The organism is Actinoallomurus sp. NPDC052308 (genome assembly GCF_040679195.1).
In the GTDB taxonomy this organism is placed as follows: domain Bacteria; phylum Actinomycetota; class Actinomycetes; order Streptosporangiales; family Streptosporangiaceae; genus Actinoallomurus; species Actinoallomurus liliacearum.
This window is the reverse complement of the sequence record NZ_JBFAUM010000007.1, coordinates 147906-171779: the sequence shown is the minus strand read 5'-3', so window position 1 is coordinate 171779 and position 23874 is coordinate 147906. Positions and strand designations below refer to the sequence as shown.

General features: G+C 72.3%; 2 protein-coding genes (1 of these 2 cut by a window edge). Both read right to left on the bottom strand.

The window, feature by feature from the left end; genetic code table 11:
- Positions 1–202: 202 nt before the first annotated feature.
- Positions 203–892 (bottom strand): type VII secretion system-associated protein, encoded by a 690-nt coding sequence (locus AB0L00_RS21015; RefSeq protein WP_364436543.1) that lies wholly within the window; start codon positions 890–892, stop codon positions 203–205.
- Positions 889–23874: the 3' end of a protein-glutamine glutaminase family protein gene (locus AB0L00_RS21010; protein WP_364436541.1), read on the bottom strand. It continues 24087 nt past the right edge of the window; only the last 22986 of its 47073 coding nucleotides appear in the window; the start codon falls outside the window, past its right edge; it ends in the stop codon at positions 889–891. The genes AB0L00_RS21015 and AB0L00_RS21010 overlap by 4 nt, the downstream gene beginning before the upstream one ends.

Sequence of the window (23874 nt, the reverse complement as noted above, 5' to 3'; positions counted from 1 at the left end):
AGGCCACCCCTCGGTCCGTACGGAGGCGATTCGGCGAGAGGTTGCCTCGCATACGCATACGGACGCGATGGCGCTTTCGGTTCACCACAAGCGACCGTATTTTCACCGTCGCACCCGCCTCGACCGTTTTATACGGTCGAGCCGCCTCTGCAACGCCGATGGGCGAAATCGGATCAGGTCTCCTCACCTGCCGGGAACGGGATCAGGCCTCCTCGGCGGCCGGACCGCCGCCGACGGTGGCCGGACGCTCCGGCGGCCCGACGTCCGCATCCTGGTCATCGACCTCGCCGGCGTCCGCCGCCTGATCACCATCGGCGTCCGCACCGGCCTCTTCCAGCGCCTCCAGGAGCATGCCGGTCTCCACCGTCATGCTCACCGGGGCCGAGGGGTTGAGGTAGAGGACGTGCTCCTCGGGCAGCGAGTCGACCAGCTCCCACAGGTCCATCAGCTCGAACGCCAGCCGGCCGGCGGCGTGGAGGTAGACGGGCGAGGTGAACACGGGGATCACCGGCGTCTTTCCGTCCGGCGCCGTGGCGGCCAGCGGGTCGCCGTCGGGGGTGACGAGGACCGCCACCTCCTTCATGGTGGCCAGCGCCCGGGGCACCGCCTCGCCGGGTCCGTAGCCGGTCGCCGCGAGCTGCACCGCCGCGTCCACGTCATCGGCCGGCTCGGGCCAGCCGAGGGCGGTCGGCGACGGCCGGTAATCCGCGTTGTCCCGCCACTCGACGATCTCGCCCTCCGGGCTCGACCGCCATTGGCCGAGCATCGCCCACGAGGGTGGCTCCCCTTCACCGGTCCAGGCGGGATCGACCATCCCGAGCCAGTGGTCCGGGGCGAGCCGTGCGGCCTCCCGAATCGAATCCGGGATCGGGGGCATGTTGTCCGTCGTCATGATTCCAACCAGGTGATGTAGAACCCCGAGAAGGCGGACCTGAATCCCTGAGCCGTGAGCGGCGGAGGATGCAGTCGGTTCCACGGGTTGTACAGGTGGATGAAGCCCTCGTCGTCCACGAGGACGATGTCGTAGTAATGACCCTCGAGAAGGCCGGCGGCGAGGAGCTGATCGCCGCCTTCCTCCGGCGATTGTGTGCCCACCACGATCGGCTTGTTCGCGGCGAGCAGCGTACGGAAGCCGTCGAGGAGCCGCTGGTCCGCGTCGGGACCGGGCGGTTCGTAGAAGCCGGGGATCTCGAGGAACGACGAAGGCAGGCCGGTCAGCTGGGTGAGCATCTCGGCGCCCTCCTCCTGGAGGTTGCCCTGGTGGAGGCGGACGTACCCCTGCGGGACGGCTTCGTCGTCTCCCCCCATCGCCGTCCATCCGTCGATCCATCGCTGCCATCGTTCGGCGCTCCAGGTCTGGTCGATTCCGGCGAACGCCTTCTCCATGATCGGCGCCCATGCCGTTCCCCCTCCACGCGCGAAGGCGGGCGTCCCGGGGTCGTCGGCGAAGACGGGAAGGTCGGGCGTCACGGTGAGGGTGATGAGCCTTCCGGTCGGCCGGTACAGGTCGCCCTCCTCCACGTATTCCGCCTCGTTCAACGACACCTGGTAGTTGCCGTCCCCGGTCTCTCGTACGCGACCGGCGATGACCTGCGGGTATCGCGCCGCGACCGCGCCGATCAGGGTGATCAGCTGGCAGTCGTCGAGGCCGCCCTGATGGATCTGCAGGCGCGTCGGCACCCCGTCGAACAGCGGAGCGCGGGTGCCGTCCGCGTACTGCAGGGGCCAACCGTAGCCGTCGGGAACCGACTCCGGGTCTTCGTTCGCGTCCTGGAACTCGGGGCGCTCCACGTAGGCCGTCAGCCGACCCGCGTCCGTGCCCGTGGCGGTGGACGCGTTGTGGAAGGCGGGGTCCGGAAGGGCCGGTGCTTCGGGCGGCTGCGGGATCTCGCCGAGCACCAGCCGTACGCCCAGCGCCCGGGCCGCGGAGTCGACGGCCGCCAGCATCTCCGCCCGCGTCTCATGACCGGCGAGCGGATCCTCCACCGCCAGCCGGAACCGCTGGACACGGGTGAGGCTCGCGACGGGCAGGGCACCGCCCTGCAGGACCGCCTGGGTGTCCTGGACGGTCGTCAGCGGGATCCCGGCGTTCTTCAGGTCGTGGACCCGGACGGGTCCGTCCTCGCCGAAGAGCGGCGCGGACGCGGGCAGGCTCTCCTCGGTCAGACCCGCCATCAACCGGTCGAACGGGGAGCCCGTCGCCGTGGACGACTCACCCGCCGTAGGCGGTTCGTCCCCGATTCGCAGGAGGGACGCTCCACGGTCCAGCGCCCGTGCCAGCGCCCTGCCGAACGCCTCGCCCTCCTGCGGGACGACCGGCAGTTCGGCCAGGCCTCCACCGGACTCCTCCGGCACTTCGGAGCCGGGGGCGGTGACGGTCTCGCCTCCGGGTGACGTCTGCGGCAGCGGTTCCGCGATGCGCTCCGGAGCGGGACCGAAGTGGTGGTCTACGCCTCCGTCGGGCCGGTAGACGCGCACCGGCAGGGCCCGACCGGCGGCGTCCGGCAGAAGGTCGATCGCCCCCGGCGTCGGCGCGACCCGACCGGTCCCCTCGATGATCGTCAGACCATGGTCCCGGGCCACCCGCCCCAACTCGGGCGACGGCGCCACACCGGCATCCGAACACCGCAGAAGGAACAACGTGGTGAAACCACGACTCACGATCTCCCGCGCCGTCGTCGCGACGACGGCCGCCGCGTCCGGCGGCGGCTGCGAGCCATGCCACGCCAGAAGGTACACGCCGGCACGGTCACCGACCGGCACCTCCACCGGCACGCTCACCTCACGACCCGGCTCCCCCGACCACGACCGGAACTCCGCACCCTGCGACGCGCCATAGAACGGCAAGCGAAGGCGCCAATCCGCGTCGTTGAAGTACGCGCGTCCGACATCCCGCCCGTCCGAAGAACTGATGTCACGCCACTGCGGCCGGTCCGCAGGCACGACCGCTACGGCCGCCCCAGGGCCGACGAGACCACCGGCGCGAACAGGCACAAGGGCCCCGGCCATCTCCGCCGACAACGCCTCGGGAACGACGGGCTCGGTCTTCACCGCCGATACCTCGGGGGCGACAGGCTCGGTCTTCACCACCGATGCCTCGGGAACGACAGGCTCGGTCCGGGCCGCCAGTTGGGAACGCTGGTCGCGCGTGAGGTCCGCGCCGCGTAGGCCGCCGCTCAGGATGGCCTGGCTTCGTTGCGCGGTCGTCAGGTCGATCCCGGCGCGTTCGAGGTCGGCGAGGGGAACCTGCTGGTCTTCGTCGATGAGGGGCGCGGAGGTGGGCGGGTCCTCGTCCGTCAGACTCGTGAGCCGGCCGTCCGGCGACTTGAGGGCATCGCCCGGTTCGTCGGGGGACGTGGTCGTCGGCCGCAGGGCCTGACGCGCGTCCTGGGGGTACCGGCTGATCGTTCCGTCGGCGTCGCGGACGAGCAGTTCGACCGGTACGCCGGTCTGAGCGGTGATCCGGTCCGCCGCCACGGAGGCCGACGCCAGGTGGTCGGCGGAGGTCCACAGCCGCAGTATCCGGCCGCGGAGCGCCGCCATGCCTCCCGCCCGGTCGATGACCTCGGCGGTGGCCTCGGGTGGAAGAGTGCCGCCCTCGGCCCACTGGGCCGGTAGCTCGGCGTCGCCCAGTGGCGGTCGTTCCAGGTCCAGGCCGAGGTCGGTGATCAGTCGCCGGACCACCGCGGCCGGGAGCATGCCGATGAGACCGTCGGGAACGTCCAGGACGACGTAGTGCCCGTGCGGGCCGCTGACGTGGAACCGGGCGTCGAAGGTGTAGTAGTCGTAGTCGTCGTCGCGCTGCCGGTTGGACTCGACGTAGTCGCCGGCCGAGTTCTTGTGCGTACGAGCGGTCCGGTTGTCCTTGCCGGAGGACATCCCGGGGTCGAACAGAGGCTGGTCGGCGTGCTCCTCGACCGGCCGGGCGAACGTATGGCCGAGGTCGAACTCGCCGTCCACGCTCCACCCCCGTTCGACTTCGTGTTCCCGCGCGGGTTCCTGGGAGTGTTCGGGGAAGTTGAGTCCGGTGAAACCGCCCCGGGTCAGCCATCGTCCCCGGGTGGGCACCAACTGCACGGTGAGGTACTCGCCGCCGACCAGCGGGATGCGGTAGGTGCCGCGCAGCAGTTTGTCGATGTTGGCGGAGGCGTCGCGTTCGTCGAGTGCGATGTCGCCGGTCAGGCCGTCCTGGTGGGTCGGGTCGAACTCATCGACCGTCGGTGCGACACCGCGCGCCACCTCCGCGCCGTCGAGCCGGCGCCCGGGCGTCGCGGCGGCGGGCGCCCAGCGGGCCAGGTGCTCGATTCCGGGCATCGCCATGGCGTGCATGTGCTCGGCGAGCGAGCCGGCCAGTGCCGTGGGAGCCGGAGGCGGCGTGCGCGTGATCACCGGCCGTACCGTGACCGACGCCGATGCCGCGGCCGCAGCCGAGGCCTGACCGGCCGAGGCCGCGGACTCACCGGCCGCGGTCGAGGCCGTTCTCGGGCCGGCCGCGGTCAGATGGGTGGGCACGAGGACCGTGGCCCTGCCGCTCACCTCCTCGGTGGCGGCCGCCGGGACGGTGGCGGGGAACAGGCGCCGCCACATCCGCCGGCTCTCGCCCAGGGAGAGGATGTCCACGAGCGTGGGCACGGCCTTCGCCACCTGCGCGGCCCGCCGGGCGAACTCGCTCGGCGAGTACCGGTGGAACACCTCGACGCGGAACCGCGTGCCGTGCCGGAACTCTTGTGCGGTGTCCTTGGCCGTGGCGCGCCGGACGTCGCGCGCGGTGGACTCGACGCCGACCTTGAGCCCGTATCTGCGCTCGTACTTGACGCTCGCGCCGCCGGCCGGCCGCAGGCCCAGCGGCGCGGTCGCCCACCGGCCGTGGAAGTAGCCGCCGCCGCGCCAGGCGTGGCCGCGGCTCCGGTGCTCGCCGACCTGGACGAACGCCTGGCCGCCGGTCGTCACCTTCACGTCGGGCCTGGGCCGCCGGTAGGCGACCGAGTCCTCGATGGCGGTCACGCGGATACCGGTGTGCAGGGTGCCGCCCGTGCGGGCGGGCATCTTCAGGTAGTCCCAGACACGGCCCTCCCCCCACGTCTGGGCGGGGGTGGTGAGGACACGGTGGATCCCGCCTCGGCGCGCGATCTTGTACTGGCCGCGGATCGCCTCCTCGTCGAAGGCCGTCTCGATCGCGCCGAGCAGGTCCGGATCCAGGTCACCGCCGAGCAGGGCCTCGATCGTGTCGAGGACGTCGGCGGCGTCGACGTCCTCGACGTGCGCGGCGGCCAGGGCCAGGTCGTCGTTGAGGTAGTGACGCTCGCCCTTGGCGGACGGCAGGTCCTCCCGGGCCGGCACGGGCAGGCCGTGGTCGGCGGCGCGGACGTACGGGACGAGGAGCTCGGCCCCCCGGGTGATCTTCACGTGCCGTTCGACGCGGTAGGAGACCCGGGTCCCCCTGCCCCGGAGGAAGGCGCGGCGCAGCTTGCGCGACCCGCTCACGTGGCGCCAGCGCCGGTACTGGATGGTGTAGACGGGATCGGTGCCGAGCTGCTCGCTGTCGCCCGAGTAGGTGCCCAGGTTCAGATCCAGCGCACCGCCGCTGTCGGTCTTGCTGCGGCTCGGGAAGGACACGTCGCCGCCGCCCATGACGCCGCCCGAGATCTGGTTGCCCACCTTCTGGCTGGTCGTCTGGTGGCCTTCGCCCTCGTTGTGGCTCTCCGCGGACGGCAGGCCGAGCCGCACCACCCCGCCCGGGCCGGCGGAACCGTCGAGACCGTAACCGGCGGCCCTCTCCTCACCGAACCGGAGATCGGCCTCGGTGTACTGCTCCAAGGCGGCGTCCTTGACCGTCTGCTCGTGGCGCACGTTGAAGGTCCGCATCCGGATTCTGAGCTCCTGCCGCCATCCGCCGGCGGTCGAGGGCAGCGGAATCCGCAGGCCCCGGCGGCTCAGCAGGCGCCGGGCGTTGGACTCCAGGAACGTGTGCGTGCCGGTGCGCAGGATCCGCTCCGCCGCGCCGTACCGCCGGCCGGACGGCACGAGCGCGGCGAGCACCTGCTTGAACGCGTCGGCCTGGGGCCTGGACCCCGGTGTCCTGTTGTGCGCGGCCACCAGCTCGGCCATGTGCACCGAGATCTCACTGACGCCGGTCAGGTTGACCTGGATGCCGGTCAGGCCCTCCCTGGTGAGATCGAACTCCTCGCCCCTGTCCTTCCCGAGCGGGGCGGCCAGCCGCCGGAGACCCTCCTCGTCCATCGGTCCGGTCTTCACCGTGACCTCGCCGTACGCCAGGATCTCGTCGGCGGGGAGCGGCTTGGCGGGCAGGTGCGCGTCGGAGACGGTGACGGCGGTCCAGTACTCGTCGCCGGACTGCTCCCACACCCGGGCCGCGACCAGGTCTCCGGACTTACGGCTCGTCGTGACCGCCGTCGTGTACGCGGTCTCGTATTCGAAACGGGTGACGTTCCCGTTCGTCCGTTCCCGGCGGTACTCCTTCACCCCCGTGCTGTTACCGATCTTGTGGTGCCGGGCGCGCTCGGCCTTCAGTTCGAGCAGGTGCAGGTCCAGGCTGAACAGCCGGGCCAGTTTGACCCGGAAGCTGAGCTTGAACCCGCCGCCGATGGTGCGGCCCTTCTTGTCCTCGGTGTCCAGCCCCGCGACGTTCTTGCGCTGGGTGTCCAGGCTGACGTTCACCTCGGCCACCGGATCCCGGCGCAGCGCTCGCAGCTCGGTGTAGAGCACGGCGGTGAACACGTACCCGCCGATCGTCACCTCGTGGCTGATGTCGCCGTCGATGCCGTCCGCCACCGTGCCGCGGGCGCCGGGCACGCCGAACTTCATGGCCAGCGCCCGCGCCAGATGCTGACGCAGGGCGGCGGACATCTTGCCCACGACGCCGGCCGCACGCATCTGCCGCGCGAGCTCGTCCGCCAGTTCGCGGTAGACCTTCTCCCGGCCCGGCATCTCCCGCACGATGCCCCGGCCCAGGCCGGTACGGGTGGCCAGCGCGAGCGGCTCACGGGGATGCACCACATGACGCCAGGTCCGCAGCGGACCATGGACCTGACCGCGCTCATCGATGACGAACCGCTTCTCGCCGGCCTTCTCTCCGCCTGCCTGCTCCTGGACTCGCCTGCCGTCGGCGGCCACCACCTGGATCCGCGGCTCCGCCATCAGCGCGTCGACGGCGTCGTGCAGAGTCCGATCCTCGCCCGGCTCCTCCAGCCGGGTCCGCAGCGCCTCGGTCAGCTGGACCTGCGGTGTCCCCCCTGAGGCCAGGAAGTCGGTGACGGCCGTCAGCTCCGCCGCGCGCAGCGGCGCCAGCAGATCCTCGTACCACGGCGGCGGCGCCTCGGCCGTCATCGGCTCCCTGGCCGGATTGGGGACGTACCAGCGCGGCTCCCGCTCACCCTCGTGCTCGTCCATGAGGAGGGCGCCGACCACCCGTTCGTCCTCGTCCAGCACGTATCGCCACACCGGGCCGCCGGAGCCGCCGAGGTCCTCCCTGGAGACGAAAATCGCGTGCTCGTCCGCCGGCAGTACCCAGGTGATGTCAGAGTGCGCGTACAGGGCCCGCCAGCCGTCCTCCGCGACCAGCCAATGGGGGACGAGCGCGTCGTGCAGCGCGGGAGGAAGGACGATCTCGATCGGCCCTCGGGAGGCCAACGCGAGGAGGTCGCCGACGTCCCGCACCCCGCCGCCGGGGAAGGGCTCGGGCGGGCCTCCGTCCGTGAACCGCGACCGCAGCCACCGCGCGAAGTCGGCCCAGGACGGCACCGAGCGCCCTGCCGTGGGCTCCGGCGCGGCGGACGTCCCACCGGCGACCGTCTCCGCCTCCCGCACCTCCAGGCCGGCGGGTATCTCCGACCGGGCCGGCGCACCCTCGTCGAGCGCCTCCGTCTCCGCCGGCGGCTCCTCAGCGAGCGTGTGCGACCCGGCGGGCGCTTCGAGCCCCTCCGGCTCCTCCGCCTTCTTCGGTTCCTCCGCGGGGATGAGTCCGGAGCCGGTGGGCACTCCACCCAGAGCGCCGCGCTCGAACTCCTTGGCGTGCGCGAGACCGATGCCCAGCTCGCCGACGACCGGGAGGGTGAACGGGACGTCGCCGTGGTCGGACTTGACCGAGATCGTCACCAGGAACTCGGTCTGATAGCGGACCAGCCGGTCCTTGCGCATGGTGGCGTTCTTGACCTGGCCTCCAGAGGTCAGGGTGCGCCCGTACTCGCGCGAGGACCCCAGCTTCGGCAGATCGACACTGGGCGTGGCCAGATGGGAGCCGAGCTCGATGCCGAAGGCGACGCCCGGAGTGGCGCTCGCCCCGGAGCTGTGCTTCTCACCGTCGCCGATCCGCACCGTGTCCGCGATGTCGTTGCGGAGCAGGACCTCCTCGCTGGTGGTCGTCACGTAACGCACGGTGTGCGGCCGGCCGCTGACCTCCAGATGCCCCTGGAACGTGGACAGGGCGGACAGCCTCTTGGCGATCAGGCCCGTCACCCAGCTGCCGGTCAGCCACCACTGGCTGCGGTCCTTGAACGTCTTCTCGTTGACGTACTCCTCGGCGATGTCCTGCACGATCTCATCGACGTCCTTCGCCGGGAGCCCGAGACGGTCGAGGACGCTCCGCAGCCTCGTCAGCAGCGCCTCGGGAACGATCGCGGTGACCGCGTGATCGAGGCCGTCCAGCACGGCCGGGTCCACGACCCGCACGACCGGGTGCCCGCCGTCACCGGGCCGCATCGTGAGGGCCGCGGCCTCGACGGCGGACGAGTAGACCGTGGGGAACGCCAGTCGCGCCCTGCCCGGGAGCAGGAGATCCGGACGCTCGACCCGGTTGACGGTGGCCCGCACCCGGATCCGTGCCGCGTGACCGTGGGTCGCGTTGGCGATGACCCGGTTCCCCGACTGGACCTCCATCAGGATGGTGTGCCAGGAACCGCGGCCGCGCTCCGTCCCGGCCTTGAACACCGGTGAGACGTGCGACAGCCCTGCCTGCAGCCCCACCGAGAGGAACAGGATCGGCTCGACCTGCGCGCTCCTCCCGCTCAGGGCTTGGCGCGCGACCTCCTCGGCGTACGTCGTGTCGCCGTACTTGCTGAAGTACGTCTGGTGTCCCGGATCGGTACCCGCGTCCTCCGGCGGAGCGAACTCCGTCTGCTCCACCGAGAAGGACAGCCTGACCCGTGCGTCCTTCTCCCTGATCAACGTGCCGTGGAGCAGCAGCCGCTCCCACCGCACGGGGTCGTTGTCGGCCAGCAGCGCGAGGATCTTCTTGCGGACCGCACGCGCCACGGACGATGACAGGCCGGAGGTGACGCCGTCGATCCAGCGGGTGACCGACTCGTCTGGTCGGCCGCCCGGCAGCGACCTGTCCACCACCTCGGCGACCGACGACACGGAGCCGTCGCCGAGCCCGCCCTGCTCCACGTACCAGGGCACGAGCGGTATCGCGTCCGAGCCTCGCGCCTCCATATCGCCGGAACCTTCCAGCGCCTCCCAGAAGGTCCGGTAAGCGGCGTACAGCTCATCGTCCGCCGGCGGTCGGCCGGTGAGCGCGCCGGACCGCGCGTCCTCCGGGGACACCGGCTCCGGCCGCGGCTCGTCGTTCAGGTACTCGCGGAAGGCGTCCTCAACGGCTTCCGTGCGTTTCGCCGTGAGAGCTCTCCCGGGGGTGCCCGCTCCCAGGCGAATCCCGTGGTCGACGCCTCCGTCGGGACGGTAGACGCGCACCGGCAGGGCCCGACCCGCGGCGTCCGGCAGGAAGTGGATCACACCCGTCGTCGGCGCGACCCGACCCGTCCCCTCGATGATCGTCAAGCTGTGATCCCGGGCCACCCGCCCCAGCTCAGGCGACGCGGCCACGCCGGCGTCCGTGCACCGCAGAAGGAACAACGTGGTGAAACCACGACTCACGATCTCCCGCGCCGTCGTCACGACGACACCCACCGCATCCGACGGCGGCTGCGAGGCATGCCACGCCAAGATATACACACCGGCACGGTCACCGACCGAAACCTCCACCGGCGCACTCACCTCACGACCCGGCTCCCCCGACCAGGACCGCAACTCCGCACCCTGCAACCCGCCATAGAACGGCGAACGAAGCCGCCAATCCTCCTCAGCGAAATACGCACGCCCGACATCCCGCCCATCCGTCGAGCGAATCTCCCGCCACTGCGGCCGGCCCACGGGCCCGGCCGGCACGGCCGTCCCGAGGCCGGTGAGGCCATCGGCGTGGACGGGCTCGGTGACGGTGAGCGCCGCGTCGTTCACGTACTCCGAGCGCGGGACCCGGTGCCGGCGTTCGTACGCGCGCAGGTCGTCGATCACCTCGTCGACGCGCCGGCGCACATGTTCCAGGTCACGGCGGCCGGCGCGCACCGCGCCCGCGTTCCGCTCGTCGACGAGGGCGTTCCGGATCGCGGCGAGCGCGTGCCGTACGCCGCGGGCGGCCTCGGCGCCGGGATGGCGGATGAGGCCGCGCAGCGCCACGACCGCATCGGCCTGCAGGTTGCTGGTGGTGTTCCCGCGGAAGATCGGATCGATGACCACCTCGGGGGTCCTGCGCGCGATCGAGTCGAGGAGGTCACGAACGGTCGTCACCAGGTCCCCGCCGGAGGAGTTGTGAGCGCTGACCGCCCGCACCGCCGCGGCCAGGTCATCGTTGAAGGCGCGGCCCTCGGCGGTCCGGATGTTCTGGTCCACCCGCTCGGCCCACGCGTAGAACCGCCGTGCGATAGCGGCGAACGCCCGGGCGGTGCGCATCTCCACCCGGAGGCTCGGCCCGGGCGGACCGACCTCGCGCATCTCCAGCACGGCCAGGTCGACCGCGAGGGCGCCGCTGTTGTCATCCGTGCTGCGGAAGTCCGTCCGGACGTTCATCGCGTCGTACTGCTCGACGAGGACGCGAGTCCGGTTCTGCGGCAGCAGCATGTTGTCGACGTAGTCGCCGACGGTCATCGTCTTGTCGTTCAGCGTGTAGTCGAACAGATCGAGCGGCCGCTCGTTCGACGCGCGCCGGCGCCGCTCGTAGCGGCTGATGGCCGAGGCGAGCCGTTTCCTGAGGTCCTCCTTCAGCCGGTCACGAATCTGGTCACGGCCGCCCTCGAGGAACTCCTGGACCTCGTCCCAGAATGACTCGCGGATGCCGGCGAAGGACGTGCGCAGGACCCCGTACACGAGGTTCTTCGCCAGCTCCTCGTCGCGAAGGAACACGTGGGCCACGGCGTACGCGTGCGTGTTCAGCAGCATCGCCGCCGTCCGCACGTCCGCGACGCCCGGCACGTGTTCCATCGCCGGCACGGCGAACCGGCCCACGCGCTGCCCCAGATCTTCGGTCAGGTAGGCCCGCGTCACCTCCGCGGCGAACCGCAGGCCGGCCCGCAGCGCGCCGGTCATGTCCCTGTGGTTCGCGAACCTCTGGGCCTCGACCAGGAAGGCGGGGGTGAACGCGACCGGTACTCCCTCGGTGAGGTGCAGACCGGCCGTCGCGACGGATCCGGGTGGCCGGAGGATGGTCACGTCGTCCGCCCTGGGCCCGTACGCGTAGTCGGGGTCGTCGCCGAACAGCTCCCTCAGGGTGCTGCCGCGCGAACCGCGCCCGCCTTCGCCGTCCCGGAGGCGCACCGCGTTGTTCAGCCGCCGCTCCACGTCGTTGAGCCCGGCGTCCACGACCTCGGGGTCGTGGCGATTCTCCTCGCCCGGCAGCACCCGTTCGATCGCGGTGACCACTTCGGTGATCGTGACGTTCTGGTCCCTGACCCGTCCCCGTCCCGAGGCCCGCGCCGACTGTCGCGACTCGAAGTAACGACCGCCGGCCATGTAGATGCCGCCGGTGTCGGTCTCCACCTTGACGCCGGTCCTCCGGTTGTAGACGAGGACCTCTCTGCTGTCCCCGAACCGCCCGCCGTTGTGGACGTGGACGATGAAGGGCCGCTCATGCTCGGTGCCCTGTCCGCCCCCGAGCACCCGGGGTGCCTCATCGAGGGCGATCTGATGGGCGAGGTCGGTGGCCAGTCCTCGAGGGTCCGTGGGGCCGTGCCGCGGGACGTCGCGCAGCGCCTGTTCGACCTCCCCGCGGTCGACCCGGCCGCCGAGCCAGGCGCCGCCGAGGCGGGCCAGCTGGGAGTTGACCTCACTCACGAGGTGGTCCGACACGGGGGTGCCGGCCCGTACGCCCTGGTCCGACGGTTCCGGAGCCGGCGGGTCACCGAGCTGCCCGCGGAGATTCCGGATCAGGCCTTCGAGGTCGGCCGCCGCGCGCCGCATGCCGTCGAGCCGGTGCTGTGCGCGGCGGTGCGCCGGCACGTCGACGTGGCCGCCCGCCGCGTGGGCGGTCCAGAAGCGGTCGACCATCTCCCGTGCCTGCGCGTCGATCGCGGGCCTGACGTCCGGATCGATGCGCTCCCGCAGGCCCCGGTAGTCGGTGCCCGCACGCTCGACGCGTCGTTCCACGGACCCGCGGATGACCTCGAACTGGCGGGCGGACTGGTCGGCGGGCGTCGGCGGCGCCGGGCGGAGCCGGTCCCACGGGACCTCCGGCGCGTCCTCGTCCGTGCTCTCGGCACCCCTGAAGTGGCCCGGGGTACGGATGAAGTCGACCCGCGCGGCGCCGGCCGGCCCGAGCCTGGTGACGTACCGGTCCTGGATGACCGTGACGGGCAGGCCGAGTTCGTTCGCCGCCAGGTGCGCGACGAGGTCGCCCACCTCGTTGCGCCAGCTGTCCATCCGGCGGATCTGGTCCACCAGCGCACGGCCCCAGTCCGCGAAGGAGGTCCCGTCCCCTGCCTCGTGGAAGAAGCCGGCGTACCGGGAGAGGAGGCCCTCGCCCGCCACCGCGAGATCCGCCTCCAGCCGGTCCGCCAGCCAGTTCCGCACCACCTGCACGGCCTCGCGACTGCCGGGCCGGGTGCTCCTCAGGCCGGGGATCTCCCGGGCGAGGTACGGACCGGCCAGGGCGATGAGGCTGTGGTAGAAGCAGTTGTCATCCGCGGGCACCTCGACCGGCCGAAGGCTTCGGGCGCTGAGCTCCGCGTCCAGCCGCGCCTGGTCGAACGCCTCCGCCTCCGTCCTCAGTGCCCGCGCGGCCGCTCGCTCGATCTCCCGCCCGCCGGCGCTGCGCGTGTCCGACCGGCCGGCGACCGGAGCCGTCCGGCTCGTGCGCAGCAGCGGGTCGGCCGTGCGGAATTCAGGAGCCGGTTCGGTGCGGCCGATCCCGGCGCCCGTGCCCGTCCGGCCGATGCCAGCGTCCGTACCCGTCCGGCGGGTGCCGATGACCGTGCTCGTCCGGCCAGTGCCCGCGGACGGGTTCGTCGTGCCGGTTCCGGGGGCCGGTCTCCGCGTGTCCGCACCGGAGGTCGCGGCCTCCTGGGCTGCGGCCAGTGCGGCGAGCCGGTCGCCGAGCTCCGACACCTCCTCCGGCGTCCAGGCGTGGCCACCGTGCCCGCCGCGGGCCGCGGTCCGCAGCGACTCGACGATCCGGGCGGCGTCCTCGGTGTTCCACTCGGCCTCGTGCGCCTGCTCGGACAGCTCCAGGAGACCGCCGAGCGGGTCGTCCGCGTTCTGCCGTTGTCGGCGCGTCTCCGCCTCCTGCTGCCAGAACGCGTGGACGGCGGCCGCGTCGTGCAGCAGTCCCGGCAGCTCGGGGTCCAGGTCGGCGAGGCGCTCCCGGCGGGCGGTGATCTCGGCGTTGAACGCCTGCTCGAACGTCTGCTGGCGGACCGGGGCGGTCAGGTAGATCCGGCCCATCTCGCCGCGGTCCAGCCCGTACACGTCCGCCTCGGCCCGCTGTGTGGACGACAGCAGCCCGTGGGTCTCGGCGACGGCGGCGCTGAAGAAGTGGGTCCGCGAGGTGATCGGCGAGAAGACGCGCGTCGCGCGGGTCAGCCAGTCCGGTCGCGTGAGGACCGGGTCGAAGGCGTACATGCCGCCGTTCGGGTCGATCCAGGTCTGGTGCACCGAGCCGTCGCCCCGGGTGATGTCCACGCGTACGTGCGCGGCGAGGGCGTAGGCGGTGTCCCGTCCGACGAAGACGGGGTGCAGTCCCAGGTCCGCGACGGCCGGCGGGAGACCGGCGGGCCGCCCCTCGGGGTTGTCCGGCCGCTGGGCGTGCAGCGCGTTGACGGTCCTGATGACGTCGGTCGTGGCCTGCTGGATGGCGTCCACCGAGCCGGTGACCGGCCCGGCCCTGTCGACCTGCCGCTCGTAGCCGGCGAGGGCGGCGGGTTTCGCGACGGCCGGGTCGAGCTGCCGGATCGCGGCCAGGTCGGCGGTCATGGTCCGCACCGCCCAGCGCAGCACCGCGTCGTGGGTCTGCGCGGCCAGGGCCGGCGCGTCCGCGGTGAGGACGACCGGCCTGCCGCCGCCGACCTGCCGGCGGATGTGGCGGGCGACGGTCTGGTACGCCCGGACCGGGTCGGTGTGCCGGCTCGCCGCGTCGGTCAGGAGCGGGGCGAGGTCGAACCGCGGCGCCTGGTCCATCGAGGGCCAGTTCAGCGACTCCGGCCGGGCCTGGAGGCGGATCTTGGCCTCCTCGCGGTGGGCGAGCAGGTCCTCGATCTGCGCCTGGGAGATCTCCGCGTAGACGTCGCCGAAGAACGGGTCGCTGACGAACTCCCCCGTCGGCGTCGGCCTGCGGAACAGGTGGTGGTCCGCCCGGTCGGCGAACAGGCGCCCGCGGAAGCGCATCCGAACGAGGAAGAGCGGACTCCGTTCCTTGCCGTGCTGCTCGCGGCGGTAGTTCTCGGTGCCCGCCATCGTGTCGCTGAACGAGGTGACACGGTTGTTCGAGGTCCCCGTCTCCCAGGAGTGGGCTGGAGTGTGGTCCCCCATCGGGCCGTGCACGCTCAGCGAGGCGTCGCCGACGACGCGGGTGTGGTCGCTGCTCGCGCTGACGGTGGTGCCGCTCTGGTGCTTGTTGTAGCGGCCGGTGCCGGTCCCCTCCTTCATCCGCCCGATCACCTCGAGCCCGCTCAGGTCGCCGTGCAGCCACATCTCGGCCCGCTCCTCGGAATGGCCGGGAACGAACAGGTTCTCGGCCAGCTTCAGCGGTGCCGCACCGGACGCCTCGCGGACGTTGTTGACGATGTGCAGGCGGGACAGCAGCACGGGCAGGGACAGGCTCTTGCGGGTCCGGGGGTCGTCGGCGGTGGCGCCCAGGAGCACCTCCATCCGGCTCGGCTGGAACATCTCGTTCAGCAGCTTCAGGCCGATCGGCAGGGCGTCGTCGATCATCGCCTCGGTGACGTAGGCGTTGACCGGCAGTTCCGGGAGCCGCGTCAGGTCGGGCAGCGGATGCGGGCCCCGCAGGCGGCGGCCCTCGGCGAGGGAGCGCGGCATCTGGATCACCAGCGTGCCCGACTCGGTGACGGTGCCGGTCGCGCTGTGGTGGGTCCAGTGGTCGAACTCCGCGTTCAGCGTCTTGACCAGCGGACGGCCGGTCGGGTCCAGCCGCCGGACCGTCACGGTCAGCTCGTGTTCCATCCCGACCAGATAGTGCGCGCCACCGTAGACCGTCTGCTCGACGACTCCCTGGTCCGTCCGGGTCGTTCCGCGGTGATGGCCCTCGGAGGTCTTCGCGTCGACGGCGTCCCCACCGGTGGTCTGCTGCTGCCCGCCGGTGCCGAGCTTGGCGAAGGTGAAGGACTGCGATCCGTCCCGGGAGTGGGACTCGGCCGTGGTGCGGTACTGGTGCTCGTACACCTCGGTCGCGGTGTTCGGCACGAAGTCCCGCACCTTCGGCGACGCGATGCGAAGGTCGAGGTTGATCTCGACGATGTCCGACAGCAGCCAGCCGATCGGGTTCACCAGGTAGAAGGAGTACCCGTCCTCGGCCGGCGAGGGGCCCAGGAGGGCCTGGTCCCGACCCTTGGCGAGCAGGTTCGCCAGGAGCGCGAGGTCCCGGCCCTTGCCCAGCATCCCCTGCAGGGCGTCGACTCCGCCCTGCATCCGCCCGATGACCCGGTGCTTGGCGTCCCACAGCACGGCGCCGGCCGTCAGCAGGCCGGGGGCGACCTTGTCGACCTGTTCCCGGACGATCTGGTAGGTCGACTTGCCGTTCGCGAAGCGGAAGCTCTCGACGCCGTGGAAGCCGAGGCCGGGGTCCTCCCGCTCCAGGTACTCCGGCAGCTCGATCTCCTCGAACGGGATCGGCGGCTCCCCGAGCTCCTGCCCGAAGGTCTCCTTGAATCGTGTCCGCACGTCGCCGTCCCATACCGGCGCGGCCCCCTGGGTGTGCAGGAAGGCCACCGTCCGGACCAGTTCGCCACCGTCCACCCCCGGCAGCGTCTCCGGGGTGTACGACCCGTCGGTCGTCCAGCGATGCAGGATCCCCGCCGCCACGTCGCCGCTGAGCGCGAGGTCGCCGGCCTGCCAGGAGTTCAGCGCCTCGGCCAGGCGCTCCCCGGGCAGCGCCGGGCCGCCCTCCGCGTAGGCGACCAGGTCATCGGGCATCTCGATGTACGGGTCGGAGGCCCGGGGTTCGGCCAGCGGCAGGCCGAACGCGTCGGTGAAGGCGCGCCTGACGCCCGGGTCCGTCACCCGGACACCGCCGGAGTCGTGCACGTCGGCCAGCTCGGTGGCCCGCGCGGCGACGAAGGTCAGCAGGTCCTTCGGAGGGTTCGGCCGCTCGGCCAGGTCGTTCTTCCAGCGGGTCAGCACACCGGCGGCGACGTCGCCGGGCAGCCGCAGCTCACCCCTGCTCCACCGGGTGAGCGAGTCGGTGAGCTGGGCGTCGGACACGGGCAGGACCGTGTCGGCGTACTGCGCCAGCCCGTCCGGCTCGACCAGGATGTAGATGGCGTCACGGCCGTTCACCTGGCGCGGGGCCGGCCGGTGAAGGCTGGAGGGCAGGAGCTTGGCGTGCGCCTCCTGCCTCGCCCGCACCGTGAAGTTCGCGGGCGCCTGGTAGAGGAACGCGCGCCCGACCTTGATCTGGATGAGCTCCTTGGCGGCTCCGCGCCCGAACCCTCGCGAGGTGTTCCACTGCCAGCTCCGGCTGAAGTCCCACTCGCCGGTGAGGCTCGCCTCCCCCGCCACGTTGCCGAACGCCAGGTCGAGCTGTTCCCAGCCGAAACCGTGGGAGTCCTTGGTGCTGAGCCTGTTCTCCAGCAGGAACAGGTAGATGAGGCCGAGCACGAACGGATCGGAGGTGGCGCCCATGAACCGGGACGGGCCGAGGTCGCCGGACAGGTCCAGGGCGCCGAAGAGGTCGCGGAACCACCCCGGATCGAACGGCCCGTCGGTGGTGTACTCGCCGTTCAGGATCTCCTTGAGGTGCGCCTTGACCATGAACAGACCGGCGAACGCGCTCACCTCGCGGTCCGCGACTCCCGCCGGGCCGGTGAAGCCCTTCAGCATCGCGGCCGCCGCCGGCGTCAGGCCGGTCGCGTCCAGATGGAAGACCACGGCCTGCTCCAGGGCCTCGGCCGGCGTCCACTTCTCGCGGAGCATCACCTCGCGGGGCGACAGGTCGGTGGCCGAGGGCTGTTCGGCCTCCGTGAACGGCATCAGGTACGCCATGGCCTTCTGATCGCGCAGGGGCGGCAGGGTGACGTCGCGCCGCCCCTTGGCGATGTTCCCGATCCGGCCGGAGTGCTGGAACTCGATCTTCGCGTGGAGGTCGTAGGTCACCTCCCACACGTCCAGCAGCCCGGGGATCTCGAGGAGCTGGGGAACGTTGCTCAGGAAGCTCACGGCGTCGGTGGCCCCGACGGTGCGCTGGTACTCCACCCCCAGGAGGGCCGTCTTCAGGAACCGGAACAACGTCTTGAATTTGATGCCGATCGCGATCTTGCGCGTGTGGGTCGCCGACTGCCCGGCGCTGTCCATCGCCATCGGCAGGTTCGCCGTCGTGTAGGCGTCCGTGGACCGGAGGTACTTCGGCGGCGCCTCCACCCGCTCCGTGATTCCGATCGTCACCTTGGCCGAGTCGACGTCCAGGTCCATGCCCGCGCCGCCGCGGCGCAGGCGCAGGGTGAACGTGTACTTGTCCTGGTGCGCCACGTCCCAGTAGGAGCTCAGCCCCCAGAGCGAGATCCACTTGCGGAGCTGGTCCTGGCCGTCCAGGCGGCTGAGCACCTTGTTGCCGTGCGTGTAGAAGTACTCCCCGGCGAACGGGTCGTCGTCGTTCTCCGGCAGGAAGCCGTGGGCCTTGAGCCGCGTCGCGAGCGCGTCGTACAGCGCCTCGACGGTCGACTCTTCGGGCTGCGCCCAGCCGGTGCCGATGCCCGTGCGCTTCAGCAGGTACGCCGGTGGCCGCTTGGTCTCGGGGTCCTCCGTCCGCCGGCCGGTGTCGCGGAGCGCGTCGGCGTGGTAGGGCGCCGTCCTGCCCTCCGGCGCCGTCTTGAACGCCTCCTTGTCGACCGGCAGCCCGTGCTCGAACGCCTCCGTCTCGGTGGCCCGGACGAGCGCGCGGCTGCGGACCACCGGCGTCCTCGTCAGGCTCGAGGGCGACGTCTTGGCGCCGCGGACGTGGGCGACGCCGTAGAGACCGAGCTGCATGTCGTTTCCGGTGGTGTGCCCCGTGGCCCGCGGCACCACGACGTTCAGGCCCACGCGGCCGCCGGAGAGCGACTCGGAGTTCGCGTCGGTGTACGGCGCCGCCACGCTGATCCCCAGACCGAACTCGTCGGCCTGCAGCGGCAGCGGCGCCAGGTCGAACTCGACGCTCGGCACCGTCCACCTGGTCGAGTTGGAGAGGCTGTGGCCGCTGCTCACGCCGCGGATTCCGGTGCGGACGTTCTCGATGTGGACCTTGTCGCTCGTCGCGCCGACCCGGCGCGCCTGGGGCAGCCGGTCGCCGTGGAGCCGTACGACCGCGAGGACCGAGCCGCGCTTGTCGTGCAGCGTGAACGAGTAGCCCTGCTTGCGGTCGTTGATCGCCTTGTCGAGGTGGGTGTTCAGGTTCCACAGCTTCTGCAGCAGTTCCGCGCGGGGCACACTGCCGATCCTCAGCTGCAGCCCCTGCGACGCCAGGACGCCGATGACCTCGTCGAACAGCTTCGGCAGGTTCGTCAGGCCCGACGCGTAGAAGTGCGGCGGCAGCTTGGTCGACTTCACGCCCGCACCGGTCGCGGTCACCTGGTCGGCCGCCGGCGCCTTCAGGTACGGCTCGGGCATCCACAGCAGCAGCTTCTCGGTGCCCGGGTCCTGGATCCGGAACGGCCTGATGTGCTCCCAGTCCGGGGCCGGCCCCTTCTTCGGGTCGACCCGGATCTTGAGCGCGATGTTCGGCGTGTAGGCCACCAGGCTCGAATCGATCCGGGCGTCCTCCACGTGGCCGCCCTCGGCGTCGGCGATGTGGCTCGTGCTGCGGTTCGACTGGTTCGCGACGCCCGACACCCCGACGCCGACCTTGACGACCTGCAGCACGAGGTACGGCGCCGCGCCGATCCCGAACGTCAGCGACAGCGCGCCTCGCGTCGCCCCCGTCTGGCCGGCGTGGGTCTCGACGTGCGCGCCGGTCGTGTACGCGGCGTTGATCGTCTCGTAGCCGACGTTCTCGCCCTCCGGCGCGGGCAGGGTGGCCGGCCGGGTCGTGGAGCCCGCCATGTTGTCGACGGTGTACGGATCCGTGGGGTCGAACGTCACCAGCAGCTCGACGTCCCCGAACGGCACCATCAGGCCGCTGGTGTTGGCGTCGTCGCCGCTGTCGCCCAGCGTGTACGTGAAGTTGCTCACCAGCCGCTGCACCAGGCCGGTCATGTCCTTCTCGGACGGGGGGAACCCGTACGCGGTGAGCGCGCGCCGGACCGCCGTGAGCACCTGCGCCATGTACGGCAGGCCCACCCGCGGCACCCCGATGGACCGGGCCGCCGGATCCACCATCACCGGCCGCATCACCGCCCGCTCCGGTGAGGCCGGCGGCGTACCGTGCTCCCCGACTGCCGTGCCGGTCAGCTCCGAGTGGATCGGCGTGCTCGCGGACTCGCCCGGCAGGTACATCCGGAACCGCCCGACGTAGGCCCCGTCAGGCGAGGAGGGCGTGGGCTCCAACCCCCGCATCGCCTCCTTGCCGCTGCCGACGGCCGTCAGCGTGCCCCTGGCCGGGTCGAAGCGCACGCCGCGCGGCGCGGCCAGCACCGGCCCGCCGCTCAGGTCCGCCAGCGACGTGGCGACCTCGCCGGATCCGGGCATCAGCAGGAACGGCTGATGCCCGGAGGCGCGGGCGGCCAGCAGCCCCATCAGCGTCGTCGGCTCGATCGGCCGATCCCCGGCCATCAGCGCGCCGTTCTCCACCCGGCCCAGGACGAACACCGTCTGCGGCGGCACCAGGTCACCCAGCAGCGCGACCGTCGCCTCGTCGAAGGCCACGTCCCTGGGCGCCCCGGGCAGCCAGAGGGCCACCGGGCGGTCGTTCACCACGCCCACGCGCGCCTGTCCGAGCAGCTCGTCCAGGGACAGCGGCTCCGGTTCGTCGCCCTCGGACTCCTCCGATTCGAGCTCCGAGCCGCTCTCCTCCGAGGCGGTGGTGTCGCCCTGCTGGTCGGCCCACCGAACATGCCGGACAGGGGCGGGCGGCGCGACCTGGCGATGGTCGCCGGTCACGCTCTCGACCTCGTCCTCGGAGGACACGGAGGAGAGGTCCTCCGCCGGCTCCTCCTCGGAGATCTCCTCGACCGGCCCCCGCACCACCGTCACCGGCATGGGGTTGCCGCTCGACGACGACCCCGAGATCCCGGCCAGGCCCGGGATGCCTCCCGCGGCGTCCGAGCCGCCCCGCAGCCTGGGCATCTTCGCCAGCTCCCCATCGAAGGCGATCCAGTGGGCGAGGTCGTTCGCCAGGCCCCTGGGGTCCGTGGGGCCGGGCGGCAGCTCGGGGTCGCGCAGCGCCTGCTCGACCCGGGCGCGATCCACCGGGCCGCCGGTGTGCCCGAGGATGCGGAGGATGGCGTTGACCTCGAGGACGTGGAAGTCCGAAACCTCGGTCCGCTGCCGCAGGCTCCGGTACGGCGAAGGCGGCCGAGCGTCGTCGGCGGCGCGGGGCCGGGAGACGACGAGCGTGTGCCGGCCGTTGTCGAGCGGCGCCAGTCCCACCCGGGAACGCGTCTCGCGCGGGGCGGCCGAGCCGGCCAGGAGGACGCGGTACCTGGTCGCGCCCGCCGGGTCCGCGACCACCGCCACGGCCCCCATGCGGGACGGGCCGACGAACCAGGCCCACGTCCCGGGCGGCAGGTCGTCGGGGATCCGGTCGACCTCCTCGGCCAGCCGGTCGGGGCGTTCCTCGATCGCCCGTACGACGTCTTCCTCCCACGTCCGGTCGCCGGCCTCCGCCAGGAACCGGACCGCCGCGCCCAGCCCGGTGCGGGCGACGTCCTGAACGGTCACGGACCGGGCCGGCGCGCCGTGGGTGAGCCAGAAGACCGGGATGAAGTCCGCCAGCGGGCCCAGCGGCGTCCAGCCCTCCACCTCCGCGTCGGACGATCCGATCCCGTGGTGGCCCTGCTCGTTCCGGTAGAGGTACGCGTCGTCCGGCACGTCCCCGCGCCGCGCGGTGTCCAGACTGACGATGGACGGCCGGGGAGTGTCCGTCAGCGCGGCGATGCTCGCGCTCCGGTCGACGAGCCGGTTCTCGAACGCGAGCAGGGCCTGGTCGAGCGTGGGCCGTGAATGAGCCTCCGTCCGCCGCGCGACCTGCCCGGCCAGGCCGGAGCTCAGGTGATCCGTGACGGAGGCGAGCGCGAGGTCGCGCACCGAGGTGAACGACCTGACCTGTGACCGTGGCCCGTCCAGCCCGGCGGGCGGGCCGAGCAGCAGGCCGTTCCGGTCGAGGTCGAGGGAGTACAGCCGCCCGGCGTTCTCCGGGGGCCGCACCGGGAGTCCGGACACGGCCTCGAACCACCGGATCTCGCCCTGGTCGGCGACCACGGTGAACCGCCCGGCGGTGCCGTCCGCGTGGGTGGTGACGGCCAGGGAGACCGCGCCGTCCCCGGCCGCCGACAGCGTGTCGTGCAGCCCCTGGATCGCCTGCTCGATCGACGGCGCCTGCCACCGCCGGTACGCCAGGTTCACCCGTCGCCCGTCCAGAGCGGACTCCGACGCGGTGATGCGGTCCATGGCCTCCTGTACGGCGTCCGCCGTCCAGCGCGCCGCGTCGCCGGCCCCGGCGTCCCGCCCGGCGACGCGCGGGCCGGCGAGGACCTCCTCCGTCTCCTGGAGCCCGTGACGCGCGGCCTCCAGGAGCGGCGTCAGGTAGGCCGTCGACTCCTCGTGCCGCTCCAGCAGCTCCCGCTGCTCGGCCTGCCGTGCCTCCAGATCCGAGATCCGGGTCCGCAGCCCGTCCAGCGCGGCCTGGTCCGGGGACAGATCCAGGATCAGCCGCGTCTGCTGCGTGTAGAGGTCGTCCAGGGCACGCTGGAGGTCGTCGAGCACCCGCTGGGCCCGGGTCGTCTCCCCGGCCGCCGCGGCGTGCTCCGCCTCGACCCGGGCGACGATCCCCCGCCACGCGGCGGCGGCCTGCACGGCCCGGCCGAACAGGCCGGGCAGCTCCGGGTGGGCCGCGCCCATTCGATCGAGGCGCTCGGCGATCTCGGCCAGCACCGCCTGCTCGAAGGTCCGCTGGTGCGCCCAGGAGGTGCGGTACAGCCGGGCGAGGTCGATCGGGTCGAGCCCGTGGTCGGCGGCGGCCTGACGGGTCTCGTCGGTCCAGAGCCCGGCGTTCGACGCGTCGTCGGCGGTCAGTCTGAGGTCGTCGAACGTGGTGGGGTCGAAGGCGTGGATCCGGCCGCTCGGGTCGGCCCAGTGGCTGCGCACCGTGCCGTCGGGCCGGGTGACGTCCAGCCGGACGTGCGTGGCCAGCTCCCGCGCGACGTCGCGGGCCAGGTGGACCGGGTCGAGCGAGAGCAGCGCGGCCTCCGGCGGCAGCGCGGCGGGCGCGCCGAAGGGGTTGTCCGGGCGGAGGGCGTGGACCCGGTTGACCTCGTTGATGATCGCGGTGATCTCGTCGTCGAGGGAGCCGGTCAGGCCGTCGAACAGGCGGGCGTCCGTCCTGGCGCTCCGCTGCTCGTAGACCTCGGGGACGGCCGGCGCCGGCGTGTACGGGTCCGCCGCGCGCGCGGCGGTCAGGTCGTCGCGGATCGTCCGCGCGGCCCAGTCGAGGATCGCCCGGTAGTGCAGGACCCGCGTGTTCGCGCCGTGGGTCAGTACGAGCGGGCCGCGGGCGCCGCCCTGCTCCCGGAGGTGACTCACCAGGGCCTGGTGGGCCTGGGAGGCGGTGTACTTCGGCCGCGGCCCGGGCTGCGGGTGGGTCGGGTCCGGGCGGTGCACGGCCGCGTCGGCGAGCAGCGGGGCCAGGTCGAAGCGGGGCGCGGTGTCCAGGCGGGCCCAGGCGTTCGGGTCGACCCGGTCGCGCAGCGCCTGCCGGGCCTGCCGCTCGTTGGCCGCCAGTTCCGCGCGCAGCTCCTCGTACTGCGCCTCGAACATCTCCACGTACACGTCGCCGGTGACCGGGTCGCTGCGGACCGGCGCGCCGACCGGCTTGGGCTTGTTCGGCGTGAGGAGGTGGTGGCGCATCTTCTGCGCCTCCAGCCAGAACTGGCCGCGCAGGCGCACCAGCAGCTTGGAGCCGTACTCCTTGGCGTCCTGCTCGCGCCGGTAGTTCTCGGTGCCGGCGCTGTTCTGGTTGGCGGACGTGACGCGGCTGCCCCCGTGGTTCAGCGCCCACGAGTCGTCCGGACGGTGCGGCGGCGCCTCGGTGCCGGGCGGCGGAGCGGGCTGCGGGTTGATCGTGTCGGTGCCGCCGAGGCCGTAGTCGCCGGTGCCGCGCGTCAGGTCGCTGCTGTTGTTCGCGGTGGTCCCGCTCTGGTGCTTGATGTAGCGGCCGACGCCGCTGCCGTCGACCATCCGCATGACGACCTGCGCGTCGAACAGCTCCCCCTGCAGCGACATCGCCGCGCGCAG

Excerpts from the sequence above, each read along its gene's own strand:
- AB0L00_RS21015 (WP_364436543.1), bottom strand. The coding sequence starts at position 892 with ATGACGACGGACAACATGCCCCCGATCCCGGATTCGATTCGGGAGGCC.